This is a genomic window from Planctomicrobium limosum (assembly GCF_051465645.1).
Taxonomy (GTDB): Bacteria; Planctomycetota; Planctomycetia; order Planctomycetales; family Planctomycetaceae; genus Planctomicrobium.
Map to the genome: position 1 here is coordinate 5,113,168 of NZ_CP195790.1, position 25,445 is coordinate 5,138,612.

Consider the following 25,445-nt stretch of genomic DNA (forward strand, 5'->3'; position numbering starts at 1 on the left):
ATATCCGTGCTTTTAACGCCTGTTTTCGACGCAAATGTTGCAATTGGCGAACACAGGCTCGTTGTTCTGTGGTGATTCTCGGAAACGCTTGTTGAGAAATTGAATCGCCAGGTCAACGTGTCGATTGAGGTGATTTTTGGGGTTGTGTTGATAATTAGGCTGCGACGGCAGCGTTGAGTTCTGCTTGTAGTGGATATGCGTGTTGTGCGCTGTTGTTGCCGGTATGGATTGCCTGCATTATCGGAATTGCTCTGTAGGTAAACTGACCCTGAATCGCACGATCTGATTTGATCTTTTGAAAATTGGTTTCAAACAGGTTTTTTAGTCAAGTTCTAGGCGTGTCCTCTTTTGCCCGTCGTAGCATTGTGAACTAAGTTCGAATGACAGCTTAAGGAAATGGATTGCTGTTGGCAGAGGGCTCTCGGACTGGAGCCAGCTGATCCTCAAGGATGATTCGAATGACATGTCCACCGTCTGCTATTTCAAAGGGGAGCAGGATGGATCTGCGGACAACCAGAAACGCATTTTTTCACGCGAGACTGCTGGGATTCTCCAGTATCGTTTTGGGGATGTTGTTCTGGGCAACGACGCTTCAGGCACAGGTTCCTTCAGATGTGCAGGCTGCAGTCAGCAGTGGGACACAACTCGAGGATCAGCGCAACTGGAAAGAAGCGATTGATTTCTACAAACGAGCACTCAAGCAATGGCCAGAGCAGGATGCACTGAGTCGTGGGCTGCGTCGTTCACAGTTTCAGTTCTCCATTGCTCGTCGCTATAGCGATGACACCTTCATCCGGTCGCTGAAACCGATGAATATGGATACAGCACTGGCTCTGTACGACGATGTACTGATCAATATTCAGAATCATTATGTCGACCCGATTAACACGACTTCTCTGGTCGCTCACGGAACTGAGAGTCTGTGGTTGGCATTGGGGAACCCACGATTTCTGGAAGAGAATCTGTTCGGGGCATCCGACGATAAAGTCCAGAAATTGCGTCGTGAACTGTACGACGGTTTCTGGAACAAGCCGGTCAACGGAGTTTCCGGGGCTCGTAAACTCGTCGCTGATGTGAGCGAACTTTGCAGCAAGAGCGTTGGACTCGAGACTGGTCCGATCGTAATGGAATACATCTTCGGGGCCTGCAACTGTCTGGATGATTACTCCAGCGTTCTGAGCCCAGGCAAGAAGCAGGATCTGTTTGGGAATATTAAAGGTGAATTCGTTGGAATCGGCATCGTCATGGAAGCGAGTGCCGGAAAAGGAATGAGCCTGAGTCAGGTACTCCCTGAAAGCCCGGCAGCAGAAGCCGGTCTTCAGCGTGGCGATTGCATCGTGACTGTTGATCAACGGGACATCCGAAACGCTTCAACGGAAGAAGCGGCTGGTCTGTTGGCAGGTCGTGCAGGAACTCGAGTGGAGCTTGAAGTCACCAGAGGAACCTCGATCTTTCGCTACACCTGCAACCGTCGTGAAGTGAAAGTGAAGAGCATTCCGGTCTATAAGATCATCGATAAAGAGCGTGGGATTGCCTACATCCAGATGACAGGGTTCCAGCAGAGCACTGTCGCAGAAATGGATAACGCCCTGAATGAACTGAACCGTCAAGGAATGAAGTCACTGATCTGGGACTTGCGTGAGAATCCGGGTGGATTGCTGACCGCCGCGATTGAGGTGCTGGATCGGTTTCTGGATGAAGGGGTGATTGTGTCGACTCGAGGCCGTGCCGCTGATCAGTCGATGACGTACACCGCTCATCGCCCGGGAACCTGGAATACAAAGCTGGTTCTTCTGATTGACGAACACAGTGCAAGTGCCAGTGAAATCGTGGCCGGTGCGGTTCGCGACCACAAACGCGGAGTGATTGTCGGACGCACATCCTTCGGCAAGTGGAGCGTGCAATCGATCTATGATTCCCGCTATTCAACTGCCGTTCGACTGACAACCGCCAAGTTCTATTCGCCGAACGGGCACACTTGGGGTAAAATCGGCCTGCAACCAGATGTTGTTGTTCAGGACGGTCCAGTAAATCGCAGACTGGGTGAAGTTGATCTGGAAAGTGATCCGGATCTCCGCGAAGCACTTCGCCAGCTGCAAGGAAGCGAATTGTCTCTTCGATGAGTAATGGTAACGAGCCCGCGAACCCGAAATCACTTCCCTGGTTAAAGGGACGCGGGCTGGGACCTTCTCTTCGATGGTCCATTGGAACAGATGGACCGCTGGCAGCTCTCTGTCTGAGTCGCGAATCCGGCGACATCTATGCTGCAGATCGTACCGGGTCCATTCAGCGAATCAGTCGTAATGGGCAGGTCACCGGTCTAACACGACTGTCACCTGCAATCATTTCTCTGGCATGGAGTGACGACGGATCTCAAGGGGTCGCGATCGTCGGTGAGAATGAAGTCATCCGGCTTGGTTCAAACCTGAACACGCTTCACAAGTTCACTCTTCCTGATGTCTGCCTGGCTGCTGCCGTTTCTCCTTTTGGGCATCATCTGGCAGTTTCGCTGGCGAGCGGAATCACGCTGATCTACAACGAGCGAAATCGTAAAATCGCTCAGTATGAGACAATGCGTCCTCTCTCATTCTTCCGGTTCTGTGTCACTGAGCCACTCATCTTCGCTGCTGCCGAGCATGGCCTGATTTGTTGCCACAATCTGAACGGGGCAGAAATCTGGCGAGAAAACAACCTTTCGAACGTCGGGAAGATGGTCATCACTGGTGAAGGTGATTTGATCTACATGGCGTCGTTCGCTCAAGGAGTTCAGGCAATCGACGGGGATGGCGAGTTCGTCGGCTCCTATATCGTCGAAGGGACCGTGAATCGGGTCGATGCCAGCTATGAACCGGAACGAGTGATTATTTCCACCATCGAGCAGTCGCTGTATTGGCTCGACGCGGATGGCGATCAACTTTGGCGAACAGAAGCACCGGATCAAATTGTCGATGTGCTGTGTGATCCACTCGGAGAATGGGCCATTGTCGGGTTTCAGAATCAGGGGATTCATCGCCTGAATTGGGCCGAAAACGGGACGTAGTTCGCTGCGTCTGTGCGGTTGATTCATCCTGCAGGAAATTCGTCTGGGCGAATCTGGCAAAGTTCGTTAGAACTGCCCCATCCTGTAAAAATCGGATGGTTTCTCCTTTGAAAATGCCCCTTTCACGCACGATCTTCTTACTCGCCAGCATTCTGCTGGGGTCGGGGTGTGGTGCATTTTCTCCAAGCAAGATGCAGTATCCGGACTTTGCAATGCGGCATCCGGAAGCTCAAAGGCGCGCTGCTCAGGTTCAGGACCCTTATCCAGATGCCAGCGTCGGTCCACAGATGAATTTTCGTCCGTTGGGCTTTCAGAATCAACGTTCGTCGGCACAACAGGTTAAGGATCGCTACTACTCAAGTTTCCTCCGGTCGAATTTCGGGAATCAGCCACAAACATCGGTTCCACAACCGGGGGCACCCGTCACAACGGGGATGCCGCCGATGATGGGCCCTCAGATGGCGAAGCTCCCCAAGAACTCCCAGTACGTTTATCAACCGCAGCCAGCGACAATGCAGGCGGGGATTATTCAACCCGGTGTAATGCAGGTTGGTGCGATTCCTGTCGGGGCCATGCCGGCCGGAACGATTCAGACAGGGCAGATGCCAGCAGGGGCGATGCCGATCTATGCATCGGCACCCAGTGGCACGTCTCAAATGGTTCCCGTCCAGCAAGGGACGATTCAACCAACCGTGGTTTATCCCGGCGCACTTCACCCTGGCCTCATGCAAGTTCCTCCCGGTGCAGTGCAAGGGTATCCGGCTCCCGCCGTGGCGTCCCCGTATTCTGGAGCCGTTCCGCCAGTTTCCGCAGCTCCTGGCTTCTACCGCTAACCGTGTCGCCAGAGAGACAGGCACGCTCTCAAAGGATCGACTCGAGATGCGACCACGCGATAAAATCATTGAATTGTGAGTTCTCCGGAATGCTCTCCAACTGAATCCGATGCCGTGATCCGATTACAGATAGTTATCCCGACTCTCGACCAGTCCGGGGCTGAAAAGCAGTTTGCGTTGCTCGCATGCGGTTTGCCACGTGATGAGTTTGAAGTGCAGGTGCTGGCTCTGTCTCGTGGAGGTCCTTTTGAGGCCGTACTGACTGAGCATGGAATTCCATATACCATTCTCCATAAACGTGGACGCTTTGATCTGCGACACGTGATGCAGGTGCGAAAGCATTTGAAGAAAGAACAGCCGGACATTGTTCTTTCCTGTCTCTTTGCCGCGAATACCGTGACCCGACTGGCAACGATCGGGATGAAGAATCGCCCGATCACCATCATCTCGGAACGGTGTGTCGATTCCTGGAAAGCTGGCTGGCAACTTCGACTCGACCGCTTGTTGCGTTCTCGTATGGATCGACTGGTTGCGAATTCGCAAAGTGTCGCTGACTTCTATACGAATCTGGGAATCCCGACGGAACAAGTGACGGTCATTCCGAATGGGGTTGAGATTCCCCCGCAACCATCGATGACCAGAAGCGAGTTTCTCAGCCAGATGGGTCTGCCGGAGGGCACCACGATCGGGATGTATATTGGACGCCTGGCCGCTCAAAAGAAGATACAGGATCTGGTCTGGGCCACGCATCTCCTGAAGCAGTCGGATCCTTCGTATTACTTCATTGTGGTTGGAGATGGTCCACAACGGTTCTTCCTCGAAAACTTTTCAAAGTCGTGCGAAACAGATGGCCGTGTCGTATTTGCAGGTCACCGCAAGGACGCCGCGAGTCTGCTGCACTTTGCTGATGTCTTCTGGTTGAACAGTGATTTCGAAGGGATGTCCAATAGCCTGATGGAAGCCATGTCCTGTGGAGTCCCTGTCGTCGTCAGCGACATTCCACCGAATCGGGAACTGGTTCGCCACGATCAGGATGGCTGGTTGGTCGAACCGGGTGATTGCGCCGGCTTTGCGCAGTTCGCATTGAGAATGTTTCGAACGCCGGGACTCGCTGAAAAAGTGGGAGCATCTGCGGCGGAACGAATGAAAGAGACGTTTTCCGTGCAAGCCATGATCGATCGCTTTGCTGATCTCTTGCGATCAGAATATGCGAAGCGGAACGACTCTTCCCACTGATCTCTGCGAGAGAATTCGGTTCAAGAATCTCACGCTGGGAACGTGACAGGCGACTGCAGCCAAACGTTGGAATCAAGCGCAACGATACGCCAGAATCGACAGGTCGTCCGGTTTGGACGGAGCGTCTGAATCCGGGAATAACATCCGTTGTCTGGCGAGCTTCGTCACTTCTAGCACTCCATCGGCCAGATTCCCTTTGCGGAGATGCTCAATAATTTCGAACTGCATCAGGTTGTCGAAGAGGCCGTCCGATGCCAGCAAAACCGTATCTCGCGAGGAGAGTGTCACCCAGGTACCGAGCTCGACTGACATCTGCTCGCTTCCAATCACGTTGGAAACCAGATGACGGTCTGGGTGAAACAGAGCTTGTTCTTCCGTAATCATCCCCGATTCCACAGCGTAACCGATGGGGGAATGCGAAACGGTTGAGAACTTGAGACGCCCCCGTTGACTGAAGATCAGAATTTCTGAGTCTCCGATGTGGTACGTCCTGATGCGGCGGCCATTGGTTTCGGCAAGCGCCAGTGTCGTTGCAGACCCTGTTCGCGAGCGCAGCAGTCGCTGGTTCGTCAGTTCGATTTCATTAAGAATAATCGTCCGCAACTCCGTGTTCTTCGTTCCGGAGAACTCCGTCGGAACGGGAACGATCTTACTCAGCAGATGGCTTTTGGATGGCTTCGCGAGATGTCTGGTCGCTTTCGCGATCCTGGACTTGATCATTTGAGACGCGAGATGACCGTCCCGATGGCCTCCAAGTCCGTCGGCCACCAGCAGAATGCCGCGTCCTTCACTCAGATTGAATGTCGCGATGGTGTCTTCGTTAATGCCGGATTTGAAGGGCGAGCGGAAGGTCGTCCATGCCGCATGTCCCCCACCGCATTTTGCTTCGGAGACTTCGATCTTTGCGTTGGCAACAGCTCCGATCGTATCGAGAAGGGCTGTCGCGCTCGGGGCGTCTTGAACCTGTGCCGGCGTGTCTTCTGAAGAAACATCAGTCGAAATGGTCTCAGGCCGATTTGCGTCGGCGACGTTCGGCATAACTCAAAACCCTTGGCTTTAGTCGCAAAAAGGCATTGCGCATCTGTTCCGCATCACGGAAGCGTCGTTTCGGATTAACGTCAATGGCTTTCTGAAGAAAGGCAATGAAATCCGGATGCACACGAGATCGTAGCTTTCCGATCGCTGGGGGTGGCCAGGAGTACGGCCATTCCGGCCATTCCCCTGCCAACATACGATAGATAATCAAACCTGCGGAGAAAACATCAGAACGCTGTGAGGGCTTCCCCATTGCCTGTTCCGGGGCCATGTACCCCAGTGTTCCGCTGCCAGACCCTTTTATTGTCTTCTGAGCGAATCTGGCGATTCCAAAGTCACCCAGGCGAAGCCGATCCCCGGCAAAAAGGACCATGTTCTCTGGTTTGACGTCGCAGTGAATGATTCGTTGCTGGTGGGCATAGGCCAGTGCTTCCAGCATCTGCTCGGCCATCGAAAGCGCGGTCCGCAGCGAAAGACGACGCGAGAGACGATCGGCGAGAGTTCGTTCGCCCAGAGGAAACGTGATGACGAAGTGGTCATCAATCAGGGAAGCATCCTTGAGCTGCAGAATATTGGGGTGCTCAAGCTTGGCCGCCACTCGCACTTCCCGCCTGAAATCGAGGAGAGCTTCAGCAGTCGGTTTAATGGTTCGAGGGATCTTTAAAGCGACTCGAACACCTTCAATGGTGTCGAATGCCTGATACACCGTCGCAAAACCGCCTTCGCTCAGACGCTTTTCGATGCGGTATTTGCCCAGTTTTTGACGTGTCCGAATCGACAAGGTGATCACGCCTCTTAAATAGGAACCAGACCGGTTTAATCTCTCAGGTGGCCGTGTAACAGCTGCTTGATCAGTTGAAATCCTGTTTTCACGAGCCAGTCACGGCGACACTTCAATTCGTAATTTCGTGGGGACGAAATTTCAGGTGCAACCTCAGATTTCCCAAAGACGGCATAACTATCATCGGCCGTTATTGGTGATGTGAGCAGTATGGCAGGATTAGATGGGAAATTTGACGAAACCGGAAAGGTCTTCCAAGGGCGCCATCTGTCTGCCGAACGCTCATGGCTACCAAGAGCCATTCAGTGAGTTGCAAGGCAATGAGGCGTGACCTGGTCACCCGATTCTGACAGTGATTTCTTGCTTTTTCCTGCTCAAATTGGCCTGAAACAATCTGCGTCGGTCGGGGGGAGGCGGCCCAAATCGCTCGTCGCTTCAGCGGCTTCTTCCAGCAATGACAACACTTCAATTCTTCATTAAATTTGTACAACTGGAAAGGGTCGACTGATCAAATTCTTCAGCTTCACTCGGAAAATTAGATTTCACCCTACGAACCTACCGTTAACTGCCCAACCTCAGAAGAGCGGTTCTTAAAAAATGTGATTCCGAGAGAGCAGACCGGCGTTTCTGACGTGTCGGTGCCGCCCCAGAAGAAGCGTTTCCTTGAGACCAGAACCTGTTTAGGCCGAGTCCCCGGTTTGTCTGTAAAAGCGGTTTGCGACGAGATGTTCGCCACAGAAAATCACGACCACCAGAACAAGCAGTAATGGGTAGATTTCCTGCCCGAGATCGGCTGCATTGATGCGATCTTTAAGCTCTTCAAGGCTTTGGGCGATCTGGTAGCGGTCGACTCCCAGTCGATCATTCAAGTCTTGATTCGTCAGTCGCGTCAGGTCGCTCTCTTCCGCAGGGGGATTCACGCTGAACGCCGAGATCGTTTCGCGACTATCCGGTTCGATGATCTGGTAGTGACCTGGGACGAATGCGTCTTTGATCGTGATCAGAGTTTCACCGGCCGTGACCGTGATGCGGGATTGACGTAAGTCAGGTTGCTTCAACAGAAACTGGCGATCTGCCGGAAGCGGAGGGACGTTCGCAGTGACGGTTTGACCTGAAACGAACTGATGACGCGCGTCACTCAGTTTGGACGCATAGTCGGTCATCTGCTCGACGAAGCTGAGAAACAGCCAGGCATCAAGCAACGGGCTCGGAAGATTGTTCCAGCGCTGATTCGGGTTTTCCGGGAGATTCGCTGAGGTGGTCACCATTACGGTACGACCTTTTCCGTATCCGCGATCGAGAATCGCCGGCCAGCGTTCCGCATCGGTATAGTTCGCCAGAACCTGAGCTCCCTCTGCTGGGGTGACCTTCCAGAAGCGGGTGACGTAGACCAGATTCTCAAACATCGAAAACGAGCCGTAGTTTTCGAGCCGTCGGAAGATCGAAAAGAGCGGATGATTGCGAAGCGAGACCGAAAAACTCCATTCGCCGATGGGGTGCCACGCATCGAGTTGGCCCGGCAGAAACTGTTGTGCAGGGGCACGATTGTACGAGGTTGCCTGCAGGTCTGAACTTCCCAGAATCACAATCAGGCCTCCCCCTTGTTCGACATAGCGGCCGAGCTTCGACCATGCCGCATCCGGGAGTTGAGGGCAGTTGATGAGCGTCACTGCCGGGAACACTTCGAGAGAGAGTTCCGGCAGCTTTGAGATCGGCTCGAAATGCGGTTTGAACTTGTTTAATGAGACATTCTGGCGGTCGTGGGGAGCCAGTGCGGTGACCCAGGCTTGTGCTGTGTCTGAGTCAGGAGCCAGGACCAGGACAGGGGGCGGTTCGCTCACTTGAACTGTGAAGAATCGTGAGTTGTCGAATGCGATTGGGTCAGTCCCGTTCAGTCGGGTTTCCCCTTGCAGCCACGGTTGTGTGACACCAGTGATCAAAGGGAAGACGGCTTGCGCTGGCAGGTTGTTATCAAGTCGCAGGTTCGTTTGACCTTGCTTGAGATTCTCTCCTTGCCGGTTCTCGATCAACAGCTCAAGTCCCTGTGACGCGATGTCCTCACCTTGCGATTGAGCGGTGACTGAGATGGTCAGTTCGCCCCCGACTGGAATTCGCTCCCCTGACAGGTTGACCGCTGTGACCGCCCGATTGTGACCATTTGTTCTGCCAACATCGATCAGATACACGTTGATGTTCTGTTCGCGTTGCAGATCCGAAATCAGCAGAGAACTTCCGGCGGTGCGCCAGGCCGATTTCGCCAGATCCGTGAAGAGATAAATGCGGCGGATGTACTGGTCTTTGCGGTTCTTCTCGTCAACAGATTCCTGTGATGCGAGAGTCCGCTTTCGATCCTCGCTCAATGATTTGATTGCTTCACGCAACCGGTCATCCAGCGGAATTTGAGCCGGTGAAGCCTCCAGCGTTTCAATCCGCCGACTTGCTGACGTCATGGTCTGCTGGAACGGAATCGGGTGTTCGTTGCCACTTTCTCCGATCGCAACACGACTGCCGTTTGGAAGTGTCTGAAGATGATTCTTCGCAATTGTCATGGCCCGTTGAAGCGAGGTCTCTCCTGCTTCCAGATAGGACATGCTCAGGCTGTTGTCGAATAAAAGGACACCTGCGACGGGCAGGTCGAGAGACGTCACGGCATTCCGAGGCTGGGAGAACTCAGCGGCGATGCGACGCTGATAGGGCCAGCCCACCAGCAGCAGGATTGCGATCAGGGAACCGATGGTGGCTCGATTTCGCAGGGTTGATTGGCGTTCCTGCTTCTGGAATTGCGGAAGTTTGGTGTTGCTCACTCGCCGTGTGGCTAAGAAATAAGCCGCAATTCCACCAAAGATGACAATCCCGAGTGTGATCAATTCCTGAGTTGTCAGACTGTAATTTGCCGGGGGAACACTTGGTCTGGCGAGTGCGAAAATGAGTGAAGCAAACGCCAGAATTCGCAGTAATAACAGGGCAAGATGGCGCAATCGCATGCGGCGCGTACTCTGCTGCTGCTTTTGTTTCAGCAGGCGCAACGCCGGGAAATTCAGTTTCCGTGGCTTCTGTTTCAGCAGAAAGTGAAGGATGACCGGCACGGTCAGCGCGAATAAACCCAGCAGCAGCGGAGAGTTCAGAAATGACATCGCCGAAAACACTGTTGAGGGTGAAATGATCGACTCTGTCCAAGGCGACAGAGCCGTGCCGGTGACCGCCAGTTCAATCTGAAAGACGACTCAGCCTGATCATGGTTGAGGATGGTCCTCGTCATGGTGGAAATCGAGATCATCTTCGCTGGTGTCATCCAGCATTTCGTGGCCATCAGGATCGTGCTGTGAATCTCCAAAGCCTGATTTTTGACCAGACAACGGGTCACGCCATGACCGCATCTGTTGCAGGAATTCTTCTCGTGTCAGTTGGACAGGGAAGACTTCCAGATCAGCTTCCATTCCCGGGCGGCCCCCTTCTTCCGGATGTGCTGCCGCGAAGACTTCTCGCTCCAGTGACCGCAACCAGTCAGGAACATCGATTCCTGATCCCCAAGAGTCCTCCAGGTACTCGTCAACTTCTTCGCGAAGGACATCAAACGTCGCGGATTCTTTAGGCTCAATTGATCGGGCATCTGCAACAGACTGGTTTACGAGTGCCAGAATCCGGTTCACTGCCAGCGGCTTTACGAACCGCTCTTTCAGGTGATCCGTGATTGTCGGCATCCGCATTCCATAGCGACGTTGGAGTTTCTGCAGATCTGCAAGATGTTGATCTGCGATCTCGGACGTCTGGAGTGCGAAGGTCGCTTCCCGGAGTTCTGCCGCTTCCAGCAGCTGATTCCTGACGAGCACCTCGTGAAGAATGATTTGAGGAGTCAGATTCCAGTAGTCGCGATCGTAGACCGCTTCCAGCCGGAGGAAGTCGAGCAGGCTATAAATCTGCTCGCCATAGTCTGACTGAGTCGTCGTTGTGTTGTATTCGAGGAATCGATCGAAGCGGTCGACAATGATGGAATAGACCTGTTCGAGACACCATTCAGCATCGTCCCGATCAATGACCCCGGAATCGAGATCTTCGAGAAGACGAATCGGCCGCATCGGGTCCTGTTCTTCTTCAAGGTAATCGAGGAACCAGTCGACGCCATTGTGCAGAATCGCTCGCAGGTTGCCGAGTGTGAGCTGGCTGGCATGGAAGAGATCGTGTCCATACCGTTTGATGAACTCGCAGATTTCTTCCCACTCATCGCCCTTGCGCACTCCATCCACGGCAGAGATCCGCATGGTGCGGCTGTGTTCCAGCCAGAGCCACTGATACGGCTCGATAATCTGCCCGAGTGCTTCGACGAGATCTTCGGTATCAACAGGTCCGTTGGACCAGCTCTTCACGCTTCGTACCAGCGCGTCGAGTGTGCTTCGTAATGCGATGGAGAAAAGACGATCGAACTCGGTGATCGCCTGACCTTTGGGACGATATTTGCGTTCCATGCGAAACGCAGTGAACAGCGTGTGCCACGTTTCTCGAAGCAAGCCGAGACGCGGCAACTCACGCAGCAGAAAACGGACAACAGACTGCAATGCCTGAGTGCGCAGGATCTGCCCGGGAGCACCCCCACTTTCAAGAGGAATATACAGAAGTGGATTGCGTGAGAGTCTGTCCAGCAACGGCGGAACGAGTTCACGGATCGCCTGAACATCTCGTTGAACGACAGCCCGATAGACTTTGGCGAGTTGCCGATCCTGTTCTGTACCGCGCGGAACATTCACGTCATCCGGAATGTTTCCGTTCAGCAGGCGTTCTCCATTTCGCAAACAGATCAGCGTCGTGATGACCTGCTGGAGCAGATAGAACTTCACCTGCATCTGAATGTCGTATTCAACATTCGCATCGTGATCGCCAGAGGAAGCGGTGATCTCGTGGTCCCAGATGGACTCCATCAGTTCCGCGAGTTCAATCTGCCACCGCTGAGCCTGACGATGCCAATGAGTCATGGCATCAACGGTCTGCTGATTTCGAGTCCAGTCTTCGCCCCCGCGTTGCCGCTCCAGTGCGAATCGAGCTGCCGCAAGTTGCCACATCTGGCCGACTGCGTTCAGGAACTTCAGACGTGGTTCAAGCTCACGATTGATCGCTTCGAATTCAGTATTTCGATTGCTGTTGTCTCCATCGGCAGTGTCTCCCCACTGTCCGTCAGAGGCACTATCGCGGAAGACCATGTCATCATAGGCCGCCCCGAAAAGATCGTCTTCCTTGTCGGAATCGTCGGTTGGACTTCCTTCTGAGCCTCCGAACTCCAGCCCATCTGTTTTGGGAGGCTGTGCAGAGTCAACGACGCGCCCTAAGCGAGGAACACTCCACCATTCTTCAGCGTTCGCTTCAAGGAAGTCGAACATCCGGCGAATTCCAACAATCGTTTCCGCACCTGTGACCGAGGCATCTGCAGACGAGATGCTTTTGATCCAGCGGATGAGAAGCGAAAAGATGGAATGTTGAGGGCATTCGACTCCGACATCATCCAGCTGACTGACCCATTGAATCAGCAGTCCCATCGCGGCGACATAGTCTTTTCGCTGCAACAGTGAGTCGACGACGAGAGCATAGGATTGTGCGGACTGGAATTTCTCAACGTGACTGCGCCAGAAAGAAATGTCGCCAGCGGATTCGCCAGCCTGACGCCATTCCATCAGCGCATTGGAGACATGCGTCGCCGATTCCCAGCTCTCTTGTCCAGAGACGTCTGGAAGTTCCTCAATGACGTCGCTGCCGAACTGATCCCACCACTCTGCGAGGCCGAGGTACATCGACGAAATCTCTTCGCGCAGCGCACCCAGCCCACGTGCAGCAGCTTCGCTTAGACAATTTGAGAACGCGTCGAATACCTGCTCCATAATCGACAGCAGTGTTTCAATGCGGCTATCTGGAATCGCGTCTTCCCGAGAGGAGAAGAGTGGGAACTGTCCCTGGAATCCGAGGATGTTCCAAGGGTCAACCAAGGCTCCGCAACGGACTCCCCGGCGCAACAGATCTGGAACCTGACGCAGTGCGGTAAACGCTTCTTCGACCTGTCCGCGATGCAGTAATCGTCGCGATGTTGAAACCAGACACTCAAGGTCGGTTTCCATTCGAATTGACGCGGCAGGGATCGCCTGAGCCTGTTGCAGGCTTGCTTCTGGATATCCCATCACAGCGTAAAGGTGTGCCAGTTCCCGGTGCTGAACCTGTCTGGCTCCGTACCCTGCGAGTCGCATGTTCAGATACTGGCGAACATGCCCGAAGGGTTGCTGCGTTTTCTTCTCTTCTTTTAAGAGACGCTCCCGGCGCGTTCCGGTCGCAACTTCCATCATGCGTGCATAGAAGTTGTCTCTACGGCGAGCCACGATCGGCAGCAAAGTCGTCAGAGAGGTTGTCGAGTCGTGCGTGTTCGGCCCGGAACCGCTGACAGAACTCGCCATTAACATTGTTCCGCAGAGTGCTGCCGCGGCATCAAACAGACGCTCAGCGCGAGCAGTGCGGGATTTCTTGTCGTCGATCCAGTCCTGCAATGAGTCCAGAATAATCTGGCGCACGACGAAACGACGGAAGAGACCGCGATTATCGATGCGGTGCGGGTCCCACTCGCCGAACAGATAGTTGGTTCGCTTGTTGACCGGATGCAGGTGGTCGTAGGCGCGTTGATCGAGGACGAGTTCTTCGAGGTTCTCAAGATCGAAGTACGAGTCGTGCAGAATGTCCTGTGGTGCATTCCGCAGCAACTCAAGTGTCTGTTCAATCAGATCGTGATACTTCCCTGCAGCAACACCGCTTCCTGAGAAGAACAGGGGAATCGGGCGGAATCGCTCATGGGAGTAAATCTCCATCTTCCGTCCGTTTTCGAGGACGGCGACAGGTCGATACCCGACATAGTCGTTCAGTTGGCGCATTGCTCCGCTGAGAATACGCGGAGCTTCGTTCCACGGCCCCCCTTGAGCGAGTACCGCTTCCATCAGAACGGCGTAAAAACCTGGATGGTCTAAATCTTCTGTCCTGATATGGAAGAGCAGGTCAGAGTGGAATGTCCTATAGGCCCGAAACAGGTCTTCCAGTGCGAGTGGGATGACGGTCTTTGCCTGTTGTGCATCTGCAAATGCAGGCAGAGTTACTGCGAGGTCGTCTAGAGCGGAGAGCAGGGTTTGCTGCAGAAGCTCACGACGGTCCACACCTTCAGGGAGAATCTCCCAGAGGGAATTAATGTTTCGAACAAACTGAGGGTCGGAATTTCCGCTGGAGAAATTTAAATAGCCTAAGGCATCCTTGGCCGCCACGAGATGAGTGGCAGGTAATGTCCAGCGGGAATTCGCTTTCTTCCTGGGGGGCATGCGATCTCGTTTCACTCACCAAATTCAATCAGCGGACCCATCTCCTGTCCGCATTGATAATGACCGATCCCATGGACCGATTCACCGTTTTTGTTTCAAGAGCTATGGAGTCCGCATCTTCGCTTCCATGCTCCCTGAAACGTTTCGTCCTTTGGATTCTCGGACGGGTTCTCTTCGATTTCAGTCTCTTATTTCATTGTGACGGACGTTTGTGCGTTCCGCAAAGGAGGAAATTCCGACTTTATCGGGACTTTTCCATGCAGCCAGCGTTTTGGCCATCAAGCCCCTCCCTGTATCACAATCCTTAGCGTCTGTCACGGGTCTCAAACTGATTTCCCATTGGAGTTTGCTTTCCTGATGGTGGGTTTTCATAATCCGTTTGCTCAGTTTGATGTGAACAGTGTCGATCTGGCATTTCCTGGGACCACTCTACAGATCCACTTTGGAGGCACCGTTGATCAACTTCCGTTGTGTTTTGCTTTTGGGGGTGGTGCTTGGAGCCGCTCAATTTCAAGCTGTTCAGGCAGATGATTCTCAGAAAAAGATCAACGAAGCGGTTCAGTCTTTGTCCGTTGTCGGGTGGGAAAACGCCTGCAAAATCTGGGGTTGGGCCGAGCCGGGCTATCAGGAAAAGAAATCGGCCGCACTGCTCGCTGACTGGTTGGAGCAGTCTGGGTTTCGAGTGAAGCGTGGCGTTGGCGGAATTCCGACAGCCTTTACTGCTGAAATTGGGACCGGTTCTCCCGTGATTGCGATCCTCGGTGAATACGACGCGTTGCCGGGGTTGTCTCAGGATGCGGTTCCTGTCGAGCAGCCTCGTGATGGAACGATCTGGGGACATGGTTGTGGTCATCACCTCTTCGGAGTCGCCAGTGCTATGGCGGCGATCTCGCTTGCAGACGACTTGAAAAGTGGAAAACTGAAAGGAACCGTTCGTTTTTATGGCTGCCCTGCAGAAGAAGGGGGATCGGCCAAGGCGTTCATGGTTCGGGATGGACTGTTCAATGATGTGGATGTCGCATTGCATTGGCATCCTTCCTCGGGGAACTCTGCTGCAGACAAATCAACGCTTGCCAGAATTGCGGTCCGATTTCGCTATCACGGAACAAGTGCTCACGCGGCAGGAGCACCGGAGCAGGGGCGATCGGCTCTTGATGCGGTCGAAGTGCTCAATTATGCAGCGAATCTGATGCGAGAACACATGCCTCAGCAGGCACGCATGCACTATGTCATCACGAATGGCGGGAAGGCTCCCAACGTCGTGCCAAACGAAGCCGAGGTCTATTACTACATTCGTCATCCGAACGCGGAAGTTGTTCGCGAGCTGTACGGCCGATTGGTGAAGTGCGCCGAGGCTGGGGCTCTGGCGACGGAGACTCGACTCGAAGTGAAGCATGAAGGGGGCATTATGGAATTGCTCCCGAATCAACCGTTGTCTGAACAGGTGGAAAAGCGTTTTGCAGAGCGCCTGAATATTAAACTGACCGAGAGTGACGTAGAGTTTGCACAGCGGATTCAAACGACTCTTGCCAAGCCGCTTCCATTGGATCGTGCCAACATCCTGTCCAAAGAAGTGGGCGCAAGTGTTGTGAGCATGGGGTCAACCGATGTCGGCGATGTTTCCTGGGTGACGCCAACTGCCGGGTTTTCTGTCTGCTGTTGGGCGCCGGGCACACCCGGCCACTCATGGCAGGCAGTCGCCTGTGGGAAGATGGATCTTGCTCGACAGGGAATGGTCTTGGCGGCACAGATTCTGGCTGCGACCACCTCGGACTTGCTGACGACTCCGGAATTGGTGGAACAGGCCAAGGCGGACTTTGATCAGCGAATCGGGAAGCGAAAATACAATCCGTTGATTGCTCCGGATCAGGCTCCACCATTGGATTACCGAAATAACCTGACAGGGGCGACGCCTTGACCGATCGAGCATTGTCTTCAGATAATGAAATCGTTTGATTTGTGTGTATGGATGAAATCCATGCGTAATTCGTCTCATTGGCGGCTTTTTTATCCAACCGAGACCCTGATTCATGCGCCGAATTCTCTTTTCAACTCTGTTCCTGGGAATAGGGCTGCTTGCTCAGGTTGGGTATTCCGAAACCTTCCTGAAGGACAAGGAAAAGGCCGAACAGCTTCAGTTCTTTACGGAACAGGTTGAGCCGATTTTCGTTGAAAACTGTTATCGGTGTCACGGCAACGGGCAGAACCGCGGCGGACTGAATTTTTATACACGGCAAGCCTTGGTGAAAGGTGGAGAAAGCGGCCCCGGCATCGACTCAGAGAATCTGGACGCCAGTCTGATCATCGATGCGGTGAACTACTCATCTTTCGAGATGCCTCCCAGCGGCAAATTGCCTCAGGCGAAGATCGACATCATCACCAAATGGGTGAAGATGGGAGCTCCCATTCCGGAGCGAAAAGATGTGATCGCCCCGCATGAAGGTCCGCCAGAGGTCAATGAGTCCACGAAGCAGCATTGGGCTTTCCAGCCGGTCAAGCGTCCTGCTGTTCCTCAGTTGGAGTCAGATTGGGTTCGCAATCCGATTGATGCTTTTCTGCTTGCCAAGCTGAAAGAAAATCAGCTCGAGCCAAATCCGGCAGCAGACCGCAGAGTTCTGATTCGCCGTCTGACTTACGATTTGACAGGCTTGCCGCCAACTCAGGCTCAGATTGATGCCTTCGTTGGTGACACTCGTCCAGATGCTTACGAGCGTCTTGTCGATTCATTGCTGGCATCGCCTCACTACGGGGAACACTGGGCCCGATATTGGCTCGACCTCGTAAGGTATGCGGAAAGTAACAGCTTCGAACGTGATAACCCGAAGCCATTCGTCTGGAAGTATCGAGATTATGTCGTTCAGTCTCTGAACAATGACAAGCCCTATGATCAATTCTTGCGGGAACAGCTTGCAGGGGATGAACTCCCGCAGCCCACCGCAGAGACCATTATCGCAACGGGCTTTTATCGCCTGGGGCAATGGGATGACGAACCTGCCGATCCGCCATTGGCACGTTACGACGAACTCGATGACATCGTTTCGACCGTCGGCCAGGGATTCCTCGGGCTCACTCTGAATTGTGCGCGCTGCCATGACCATAAACTGGATCCAATCCCGGCAGCGGATTACTACAGCTTTCTGGCGTTCTTCCAGAATGTGCAGCGTTACGGAATTCGTAATGACGCTTCCATTTTTGAACGGTCAGTCAGAGATGTCGGAACCCCGGAGGAGAAGAAGGTATTTGAGGTCGAGATCAAGGCATACGAGGCCGCTGTTGCGGAAAAGAGAGCGAAGCTGGATCTCGTTGAGAACCGGATCATGGCTGAGTTGAAAGGGGGCGAGAAGGACGACTTTCAGGCGGATTCTGTTCGTCTCAATATTATCCGGAAGTACATTGGCAAGCTGCTGACTCAAGCTGAGTTCAAGGCATACGCTGCGACACGCCGGGAATGGAATCAGTTGAGGAATAATCCTCCGAAAAGTGCTGCTCAGGCACTTTGCGTCACCGAAAATGGGCCAGATGCACCGGCAACATTCGTATTGATTCGAGGAAATCCCGGCTCCGAAGGGGATGAAGTTCCTCCTGCGTTTCCGCAGATCCTTTCGCCACCGAAGCCGAACATCAATGTTCCAGAGCATCGTAAGAGTTCTGGGCGAAGACTTGCTCTTGCGAACTGGATTACTGACCCAGCGAATCCGTTGACTGCACGTGTCATGGTCAATCGTTTGTGGCAGTGGCATTTCGATGCCGGTCTGGTGGAGTCTCCAAATAACTTCGGGTTAACGACAGCGCGTCCGCAGCATGCCGAATTGCTTGATTGGCTTGCATCGGAATTCGTGCAGAAAGGGTGGAGCATCAAACAGATGCATCGCCTGATTCTGTTGTCGAATGCTTATCAGATGTCGTCTGCGACAAATCCAGTTTCGTTGGAAGAAGATCCCCAGAATCTGTTGTTCTGGCGGGTAGCGATGCGTCGACTCCGAGCTGAAGAAGTCCGCGATACGGTCTTGTTCGTCAACCAGTCATTGAAGCTCGATCAGATGTTCGGGCCAAGTATCTATCCAAAGTTGCCTGCCGCTGTACTGGCTGGACAGTCGATGCCAGGACATAACTGGCCGACAACACCTGATGACCAGAGTGCAAGACGAAGCCTATATATTCATGTGAAACGCTCGTTGCAGGTTCCATTGCTGGCGTCATTTGATGTTGCTGACTCAGACTTCACCTGTCCTGTTCGATTCGCAACCACTCAGCCGACTCAGGCTCTGGGAATGCTGAATAGCGATTTTATGAACGAACAGGCGAAGATCTTTGCGGCAGATCTCAAGAAGGTCGCTGGCGACGACATTTCCGCTCAGGTGGAATTGGCTCTGACAAGAACGACGCAACGAAAACCGTCGGCAGAAGAAATTGCGAAGGGTGTTTCACTGCTGAAAAGCCTGCAGGACGAATACGGCCAGTCAGAAGAAACAGCAATAAAGAACTTCTGCCTCGTCGCAATGAATTTAAATGAGGCGATTTATTTAGATTGATTGATCGGCTTTTCTGTCTCGCCTAGATACTTTCCGCCCGTCTTTAATTGATTTTGAAGACGGGCGTTTTTGTTGGTGGATCGGCAGAAAGTGACACCAAGGTGAGTTGTTGCTGTGTTGGCATAACTGGTTTATTGTGAGAGTGTTACGCTTTTGTGTTGGTGTGTTTGAAGGATCTCGTCTGCAGCTGCGGGCGGACTCACAATTAGAATCAGTCTTTCCAAAATTTGCAGTCTCCGTTATTTCGGCCCTGTCAACGCGGGTGGCAGAGCCGACGGAGTGCGAAGTGGTTCGAATTGGATCAAGACGGAACTGGTTGCGTCACATGGCGCTGGCGGTGCTTGCTGGAGTTTCAACCGGGTGCGGGACGCTGCTTTATCCTGAACGGCGCGGTCAGCCAGCTGGCCGACTCGACTGGGGAATTGTTCTGTTGAACGGGTTGGGATTGCTCTTTCTCTTCATCCCCGGGGTCATTGCCTTCGCAATCGACTTCTCGAACGGAACGATTTATCTGCCACCGGAAGGGGCAGAGTGTCAGACCAGCACATCGCCGATTCCAAAGTCAAAAGCGAAGTTACGCACTGTGTCGGTTCGTCGCGATCAATTGACTCCTGCCGGGATTCAGAAAGTCATTCTTGCCGAGACTGGACTCTCTATCTCGTTGAATGACGACAACGTCATGACACGCGAGATTGATTCTGTTGAGCAATTCTGGGATGCCAAGGAACAGTTCGAAGGGCATTCTTTGAATCGAGCGTTCTCATAGGTCATTCTTGAGGAGACAATCACATTCGAATTTTCTCTGCCGCCCCGTTGCACCAGATTTCAACTCTGGAATGACGGGGCGGCAGTGTCATTCTCCGATTCCTTTGCGGTGATTCTTTGAGGGGGAAGTGGCTGCATACCCCTTGATCGCGAAGTCGTAACTGGATGCTTTATGGTCTGCATCTGCTGAGGCATGCCGTCGTTTCTCTGTGAGCAGAGAGCTCATCGTATTGCAGGTTGGAACGCTGTGTTCCAGTTTTGTTGCTTGCGATTAGTTGGCAGCGTGATTTTCAGGACAGCTATAATCTTCATCGTAAACAACTAACATTGCATAGAAAGAGAAAGATTGCTTCTAGCGGTTTGGAATAGACGCAAGTAACATCAATCTTCGACCTTTGTCTTATGCTCGTTCGAGCACCGTTAATCGTTTCGATTCGCATTTCGTTCTTTTTCTCTCGATGTGCCGTGGTTGCATTGGATCAATGATCTGGTGGGGGCCTCCATGTCTATTGGTTTCTTGCTGCTGCGCTGCACCCCCATCTCTGAGTGGAGTTGTCGATGCCTGCGGAAATTTTCAGTTCGGTTCCACGACGTTCAAAGTTTGTTGGGTTCACATTAATCGAGTTGCTCGTTGTGATTGCGATTATTGCAATCCTAATCGCACTGCTGTTGCCGGCGGTTCAGCAAGCTCGTGAGGCCGCAAGGCGGACGCAGTGCCGTAATAACCTGAAGCAAATTGGTCTTGCGCTTCATAATTATGAGTCAACGCACAACGTGTTTCCGATGGGTGATTGCACCGTTGCAAGCATCCCGATGGCGACTGTTCATGCATATTTGCTTCCCTATCTGGATGGCGGGAACGTCTATGCACTGTTTGACTTTAATTATCAGGTCAATGGAAACGCGGCCAACGCTGCAGCCCGCATACAGCATATTCCCAGCTATCACTGCCCATCCGATCCCGGCGCAACTGTGAATTTGGTTGCAAACGCGATTACGGCATCGAGCGCGAATTACATGCAGTGTCTTGGAAGTCAGGCGCTGATGATTCCGGTTGCCGCGACAAAGCCGTATGCCGGGGTGTTCTTCCGCAATTCCAGTACTCGAATTGGTGCGATTAAGGACGGAACGTCCAATACTGCCTTGTTTGCTGAGATTCGCAAAGGCCCTAACAATACCACGTCATTCCTGGATCCTGCTGTCGGTGATCCAATCTATTATAACGTTGCGACCAACGTTGCCGCTGGCTTTACGACAACGGCCGATCAGCTGGATCAAAATCCCGCGCTTTGTGATGTTCCAGGGAATGCCTGGGCGTATCGCGGGTTGCAGTATTATCGAGCACTGATGGTGGCGACCTACTATACCCATACGCTGACGCCAAATGCCCGCCGGCGAGATTGTATGGCAACTGAACAAGGCCATGCTGCTGCTCGCAGCTATCATACTGGTGGGGCATCAGTTGTTCTTGCGGACGGTTCTGTCCGATTTGTTAGTGACAACGTCGACCTTAATGCGTGGAAAGCTGTTGGGACCATCAGCAATGGGGAAGTGATCGGAGAATACTAAACCGATGACTGCCTTGTTTGATAAGTACTAATGCTTGTGCATCCTCTGTTCCTGAAGAGCCTTTCACCTCATGATTGGTTCTTCAGGTGATAGGGGGCGCTGTAATGAACGCTGTACTCTCTCGCGGTCGGCAGGATGTCGACTTCTTATTGGCGCATCTCGGATGCCGGTCGCATGATGCTGGTGGCCCGACGTTGAAAGCGTGTGTCAGGCAGTGACACCGATTGAAATCTTATGAGCAGAGTCTCGAATTGGCACATGGCTTGTCTCGCTTCCCTGACGCTGGTGATGGCGCAGGGCTGTTTCGGCGGTAATGGTGACACACGCGAATCCACGGTTTCGGCGTCTGGGACGTTGAGTTATCAAGGGAAACCTTTGGAGTTTCATCAAGTCTATTTCTCAACCGAAGGACATCGCCCAGCGACTGGCATTTCAGATGCGGACGGAAAGTTCAGCCTCGGGACCAATCAGCAGGGAGACGGAGCGGCGCCTGGAAGTCACAAGGTCTTTCTGGTGTATGTTGGCCCCCCGAGTACGAATCCAGAGGCCGGGATCACCGATTTCACTCCACCACCTCCGCCCAAAGTGAAGATCCCACAGAAGTATCATCGGGCGGAAACGTCAGGACTGGTTGTGGAGATCCCTAAAGGGGGAACGTCAGACCTGAAAATCGATTTGAAATAGACAGAGTGATCTCCTCGGATCGGTATCGCAGTTGACTGTCAGGGTGAATTCGTTCGTCCCTGCACAAAACTGCGATGCTGATTCTGAACTGCCTTATCTGTCATGCCGATTCTGCGAATGCACTCCGTTCTTACAGATGAGTGCGAATGGCGACAAATCGAACGAGCGACTTTTGATGCGTCGGTGTCGATTGTCGACAGGGTTCTCCGCCAGCTTGATCTCGCGTGGGCAACTTCTTTATGGTGGTGGGACTTCTGGTGGAAAATCGACAGAGCACGGTGCTGCAATTGCCTGCTCTCGTCTGTTCCACCTGTGTCCTGACGGTTTCGGACTTGTGTTTGGTAGAATTGTCCCCTGGTCTGATTGAATTCAGTCTAAGGGGCCGGTGTTACCGCCTCGAATTCGAAATTCGCCCTAGCGCCTGCTGATGGTCCATTCATGACGATCCACGAAGTTTTCCAGCGTTTACTCTCTCAGTTCGGAGAGCAGGTCGTATTGCATCTGAAAGAGGATGCGTGCGATCCGTGGATTGACGTGGCGTCTGAGGCAATCGCGGATGTGGCCGCGTTCTTGAAGTCGGACGCAGCGATGGCGTTTGACATGCTCTCGAATTTGACGGCTGTGGATTACTTCGAACCGAATCCTAAGTTCGCTGCGAAGTTCCCGTATGAGCCGCACCTTGAAGTGGTCTATCACCTCTTCAGTTTGACTCAGCGCCATCGAGTCGTTGTCAAAGTGAAGCTGCCACGTTGGAAAGGCAATTTAGAAGGGCAGCTCCCTGAGGTGCCAACGGTTTCAACAGTCTGGGCTGCCGCGGACTGGCACGAACGAGAGGCGTTTGACCTCATGGGAATCGTGTTCACTGGCCATCCGAATCTGGTGCGGATTCTCTGTGCAGAAGACTGGGTCGGGCATCCTCTTCGGAAAGACTATGAAATGCCGCACGAATACCACGGCGTTCGCGCCCAGTAGTTCGTGCGGTGTCTCGGGTGGATTGAGTTTTTGCCTGGACCTAGAAGATTGACGAATTCGGTTCAGCCAACCATCAGTTTCAAGACGGCATCCACGTCACTGAGTGAGTCTCGCAAATCATCAGGGCGAGAAGACTCCAATTCCTCAGCTGTGTGAATTCCAGTTGCGACTGCCAGCACTTTGGCTCCGATTGCCCGTCCACATTTGACGTCGGATGGAGTGTCGCCGATGACCCAGACCTTGTCGGCGTGGATCTCGGAATTCAGGTGGCGTCGTGCTGCAGCGTGAGCGACGCGCGCGACATCGTCTCTGTCATGGTGATGATCACCGAACCCGCCAAAATGGAAGAAGTGATCGATATCGAAGTGCTGGAGTTTCAATCTGGCCCCCACTTCGAGATTTCCGGTCAGTAACCCAAGGACGACATCGTCACGTTCGTTCAATCGATGTAACAGGTCGACCACTCCGGGCAGAACGAGTCCATTCAGTGATGCCATGGAGAGTGGCAAGTGTCGCAAATATGCCTGAAGAAACCCCTGCCATTCCTCTTCATTCACTGAGAGTGAATGAAAATCGAACAGGTCACGCGTGATTGCCCGATCTGTTCGACCTGCGGCGGGGATGTCGTGATAGGGCCCATGCACCTGAAAAACTTCGGCAAGTGCCTGTTCCATTGCATGCTGCCCGGCACCGCCAGTGTTCAAAAGTGTGCCGTCGATATCAAACAGACAAACTGTCTTCATTACTGTTCCGTCGTCTCAAATCGTGTGGACTGTCCGGGGACAGGGAACGATTCATTTTCAGAAATACAAACTGGAAATTCAAACGCAGAGTCGAAGTGGAGTGGAGACCAGAAAAGGGGAGGACTGTCGCTTCGGTGCTTTTTTGCTGTCGCACCGGCTTAAGTCAGTCGGACTCAACAATTGCATCGGTTTACGGGGTCGTACCGTTGTTGGATCGGCCGTCGCTGGTCAGACCGCCTCTAGAATAGTAGTCTGCAGGTCAGGGGAAGTCTGCACTTCATCTTTGGTGCGTACTGGTTGCGATGAATTTTGTCTCGATCTCGTTTGGTCGAACAACATTGATTGGTGGCCGGAAGTCCTGATGGAGTGACGGATTGGGGAACAGACCAGAAAAAGGGCCAGAAGAATGCTGCGAAATTCGGTACTGCGGACCGTAGCGCTGGGACTCCTTTGTTTTTGGGGCGTCGGTTCGCGCTGGTGTCAGGCTGGCGATCCCCCTTCGATCCTCTTCATTTTGACGGACGACCTCTCGTTCGATTCTGTCGCAGGGTTAGGCAATCGGCAGGTTCAGACTCCCCATATTGATCGTCTGATCAACGAGGGGACAACCTTTACTCATTGTTACAGCATGGGGGCGTGGAACGGGGCCGTGTGCGTGGCCAGTCGGACCATGCTGAATACCGGTTATCCACTGTGGAAATCCCCGCAGAAAGCAGATGATTTTCAAAAGGAGATTGCCAGCGGGCGCATGTGGTCGCAGCAACTGAAGGCGGCCGGATATCGAACGCAAATGGCAGGAAAATGGTATCTCCCCATCAAGCCGGAATCCGTCTTCGATGATGTTCGAAATCCACGAGGCGGAATGCCTCCGGATTCCAAACAATATGATCGCCCCAAAGCAGGGGAGCCTGACACCTGGGACCCCAGCGATCCACAGTTTGGCGGTTACTGGACCGGCGGTAAGCATTGGAGCGAAGTGACCGCTGACGACACGATTGCCTTGTTGAAAGAGTCGGCAACGCGGAAAGAGCCATTCTTTCTTTACTCTGCGTTCAATGCGGCCCACGATCCTCGGCAGTCTCCAGCAGAGTATCTGGCGAAATACCCGGTCGAATCGATCGAGATCCCTGAAAACTTTCTGCCTGCGTATCCTTACCGGCAGGCAATGAATATCGAAACTCTGCGCGACGAACGGATTGCTCCGTATCCGCGAACGCATCATGCCGTTCAGGTTCATCGCCGCGAATACTATGCAATCATCACCCATCTGGATGCTCAGATTGGTCGTGTGTTGAAAGCTCTGGATGAATCAGGTCTGAAAAATAAAACACTGGTGATCCTGACCTCAGACCATGGTTTGGCAGTTGGCCACCACGGACTGATCGGGAAGCAGAATCTCTACGAGCATAGCGTGCGAGTTCCATTTGTCCTGCGTGGCCCCGGGATCGAGGCCGGGAAGCGGATTACGGCGCCGGTTTACGTTCAGGACGTTGCTCCGACGACGTTGCAGCTTGCCGGAAAGTCCTCTGGAGATGAGAGTTACTTCCGCAGTCTGGTTCCCTATCTCGACGGAACTGGCATTCCGGAACATCGACCCGTTTACGGGGCGTACATGGAAACTCAGCGGATGGTGTCAGTCGATGGCTATAAGCTGATTTACTACCCGACTGTTGGTGTTGCCCGACTCTATCACATTGCCAAAGATCCGTTGGAAACACGGGATCTTCTCGCAGATGGAGGGGGAAGTCCGGAAGCCAGAGAGCGGGCGATGCAGCTCTTCCGGACATTGCTTGAACTTCAAAAAGAAACCGGTGACACACTGATCCTGAAACCTTTGACCTTTAAGCATGATCAATGACGGTGTCGGGCTCCCGATACTGGTTCATCTTGTTTAAAGTATTCAGGAATTCCACAGTTCGTTTTG

The 25,445-nt window shown here is 53.1% G+C and carries 16 protein-coding genes; 11 read left to right on the top strand and 5 right to left on the bottom strand.

Going from position 1 to position 25,445, the window contains the following annotated elements; all coding sequences use genetic code 11:
* The first annotated feature begins 497 nt into the window (after window positions 1-497).
* From SH527x_RS19335 to SH527x_RS19350, 4 genes are all read left to right on the top strand, one after another.
* A complete protein-coding gene (locus SH527x_RS19335) occupies window positions 498-2,123 on the top strand; it encodes a S41 family peptidase (RefSeq protein WP_437192333.1) in 1,626 nt (541 codons plus the stop codon).
* Window positions 2,120-3,040 carry a hypothetical protein gene (locus SH527x_RS19340; protein ID WP_437192334.1) on the top strand — a complete coding sequence of 307 codons (921 nt, stop codon included), beginning with the start codon at window positions 2,120-2,122 and terminating at the stop codon, window positions 3,038-3,040. The genes SH527x_RS19335 and SH527x_RS19340 overlap by 4 nt, the downstream gene beginning before the upstream one ends.
* A gap of 95 nt (window positions 3,041-3,135) precedes the next feature.
* Entirely contained in the window at window positions 3,136-3,873 is a 738-nt protein-coding gene (locus SH527x_RS19345; protein ID WP_437192335.1) for a hypothetical protein, read from the top strand.
* 114 nt (window positions 3,874-3,987) lie between these two features.
* Entirely contained in the window at window positions 3,988-5,109 is a 1,122-nt protein-coding gene (locus tag SH527x_RS19350; protein WP_437192336.1) for a glycosyltransferase, read from the top strand.
* A 72-nt stretch (window positions 5,110-5,181) separates the two neighbouring features.
* Here the strand turns inward: SH527x_RS19350 and SH527x_RS19355 are convergent, their stop codons facing one another.
* The 4 genes from SH527x_RS19355 to SH527x_RS19370 form a co-directional block, all read right to left on the bottom strand.
* Complete coding sequence (locus tag SH527x_RS19355; protein WP_437192337.1) at window positions 5,182-6,147, bottom strand: PP2C family protein-serine/threonine phosphatase; 966 nt, start codon at window positions 6,145-6,147, stop codon at window positions 5,182-5,184.
* Complete coding sequence (locus SH527x_RS19360) at window positions 6,116-6,934, bottom strand: serine/threonine-protein kinase (RefSeq protein ID WP_437192338.1); 819 nt, start codon at window positions 6,932-6,934, stop codon at window positions 6,116-6,118. Before SH527x_RS19360 ends, SH527x_RS19355 begins: the two co-directional genes overlap by 32 nt.
* A gap of 671 nt (window positions 6,935-7,605) precedes the next feature.
* On the bottom strand, window positions 7,606-10,059 hold the full coding sequence (locus tag SH527x_RS19365) for a BatA domain-containing protein (RefSeq protein WP_437192339.1): 2,454 nt from the start codon (window positions 10,057-10,059) through the stop codon (window positions 7,606-7,608).
* 99 nt (window positions 10,060-10,158) lie between these two features.
* Complete coding sequence (locus tag SH527x_RS19370) at window positions 10,159-14,256, bottom strand: hypothetical protein (protein WP_437192340.1); 4,098 nt, start codon at window positions 14,254-14,256, stop codon at window positions 10,159-10,161.
* A 400-nt stretch (window positions 14,257-14,656) separates the two neighbouring features.
* Between SH527x_RS19370 and SH527x_RS19375 the strand changes: the two genes are divergently transcribed.
* From SH527x_RS19375 to SH527x_RS19400, 6 genes are all read left to right on the top strand, one after another.
* Window positions 14,657-16,174 carry an amidohydrolase gene (locus tag SH527x_RS19375; protein ID WP_437192341.1) on the top strand — a complete coding sequence of 506 codons (1,518 nt, stop codon included), beginning with the start codon at window positions 14,657-14,659 and terminating at the stop codon, window positions 16,172-16,174.
* Window positions 16,175-16,286: 112 nt separating this feature from the next.
* Window positions 16,287-18,788 (top strand): PSD1 and planctomycete cytochrome C domain-containing protein, encoded by a 2,502-nt coding sequence (locus tag SH527x_RS19380; RefSeq protein WP_437192342.1) that lies wholly within the window; start codon window positions 16,287-16,289, stop codon window positions 18,786-18,788.
* Window positions 18,789-19,074: 286 nt separating this feature from the next.
* The gene (locus SH527x_RS19385; RefSeq protein WP_437192343.1) at window positions 19,075-19,554 is read left to right on the top strand and encodes a hypothetical protein; all 480 of its coding nucleotides are present in this window, start codon (window positions 19,075-19,077) and stop codon (window positions 19,552-19,554) included.
* Between the two features lie 557 nt (window positions 19,555-20,111).
* Window positions 20,112-21,122 (top strand): DUF1559 domain-containing protein, encoded by a 1,011-nt coding sequence (locus SH527x_RS19390; protein ID WP_437192344.1) that lies wholly within the window; start codon window positions 20,112-20,114, stop codon window positions 21,120-21,122.
* A 258-nt stretch (window positions 21,123-21,380) separates the two neighbouring features.
* On the top strand, window positions 21,381-21,806 hold the full coding sequence (locus tag SH527x_RS19395) for a hypothetical protein (RefSeq protein WP_437192345.1): 426 nt from the start codon (window positions 21,381-21,383) through the stop codon (window positions 21,804-21,806).
* Between the two features lie 438 nt (window positions 21,807-22,244).
* Window positions 22,245-22,778, top strand: a complete 534-nt coding sequence (locus tag SH527x_RS19400) for an NADH-quinone oxidoreductase subunit C (RefSeq protein WP_437192346.1) — start codon at window positions 22,245-22,247, stop codon at window positions 22,776-22,778.
* Window positions 22,779-22,840: 62 nt separating this feature from the next.
* Here the strand turns inward: SH527x_RS19400 and SH527x_RS19405 are convergent, their stop codons facing one another.
* The gene (locus SH527x_RS19405; protein ID WP_437192347.1) at window positions 22,841-23,521 is read right to left on the bottom strand and encodes an HAD family hydrolase; all 681 of its coding nucleotides are present in this window, start codon (window positions 23,519-23,521) and stop codon (window positions 22,841-22,843) included.
* A 406-nt stretch (window positions 23,522-23,927) separates the two neighbouring features.
* Between SH527x_RS19405 and SH527x_RS19410 the strand changes: the two genes are divergently transcribed.
* Window positions 23,928-25,379 carry a sulfatase-like hydrolase/transferase gene (locus SH527x_RS19410; RefSeq protein ID WP_437192348.1) on the top strand — a complete coding sequence of 484 codons (1,452 nt, stop codon included), beginning with the start codon at window positions 23,928-23,930 and terminating at the stop codon, window positions 25,377-25,379.
* Window positions 25,380-25,445 lie beyond the last annotated feature (66 nt).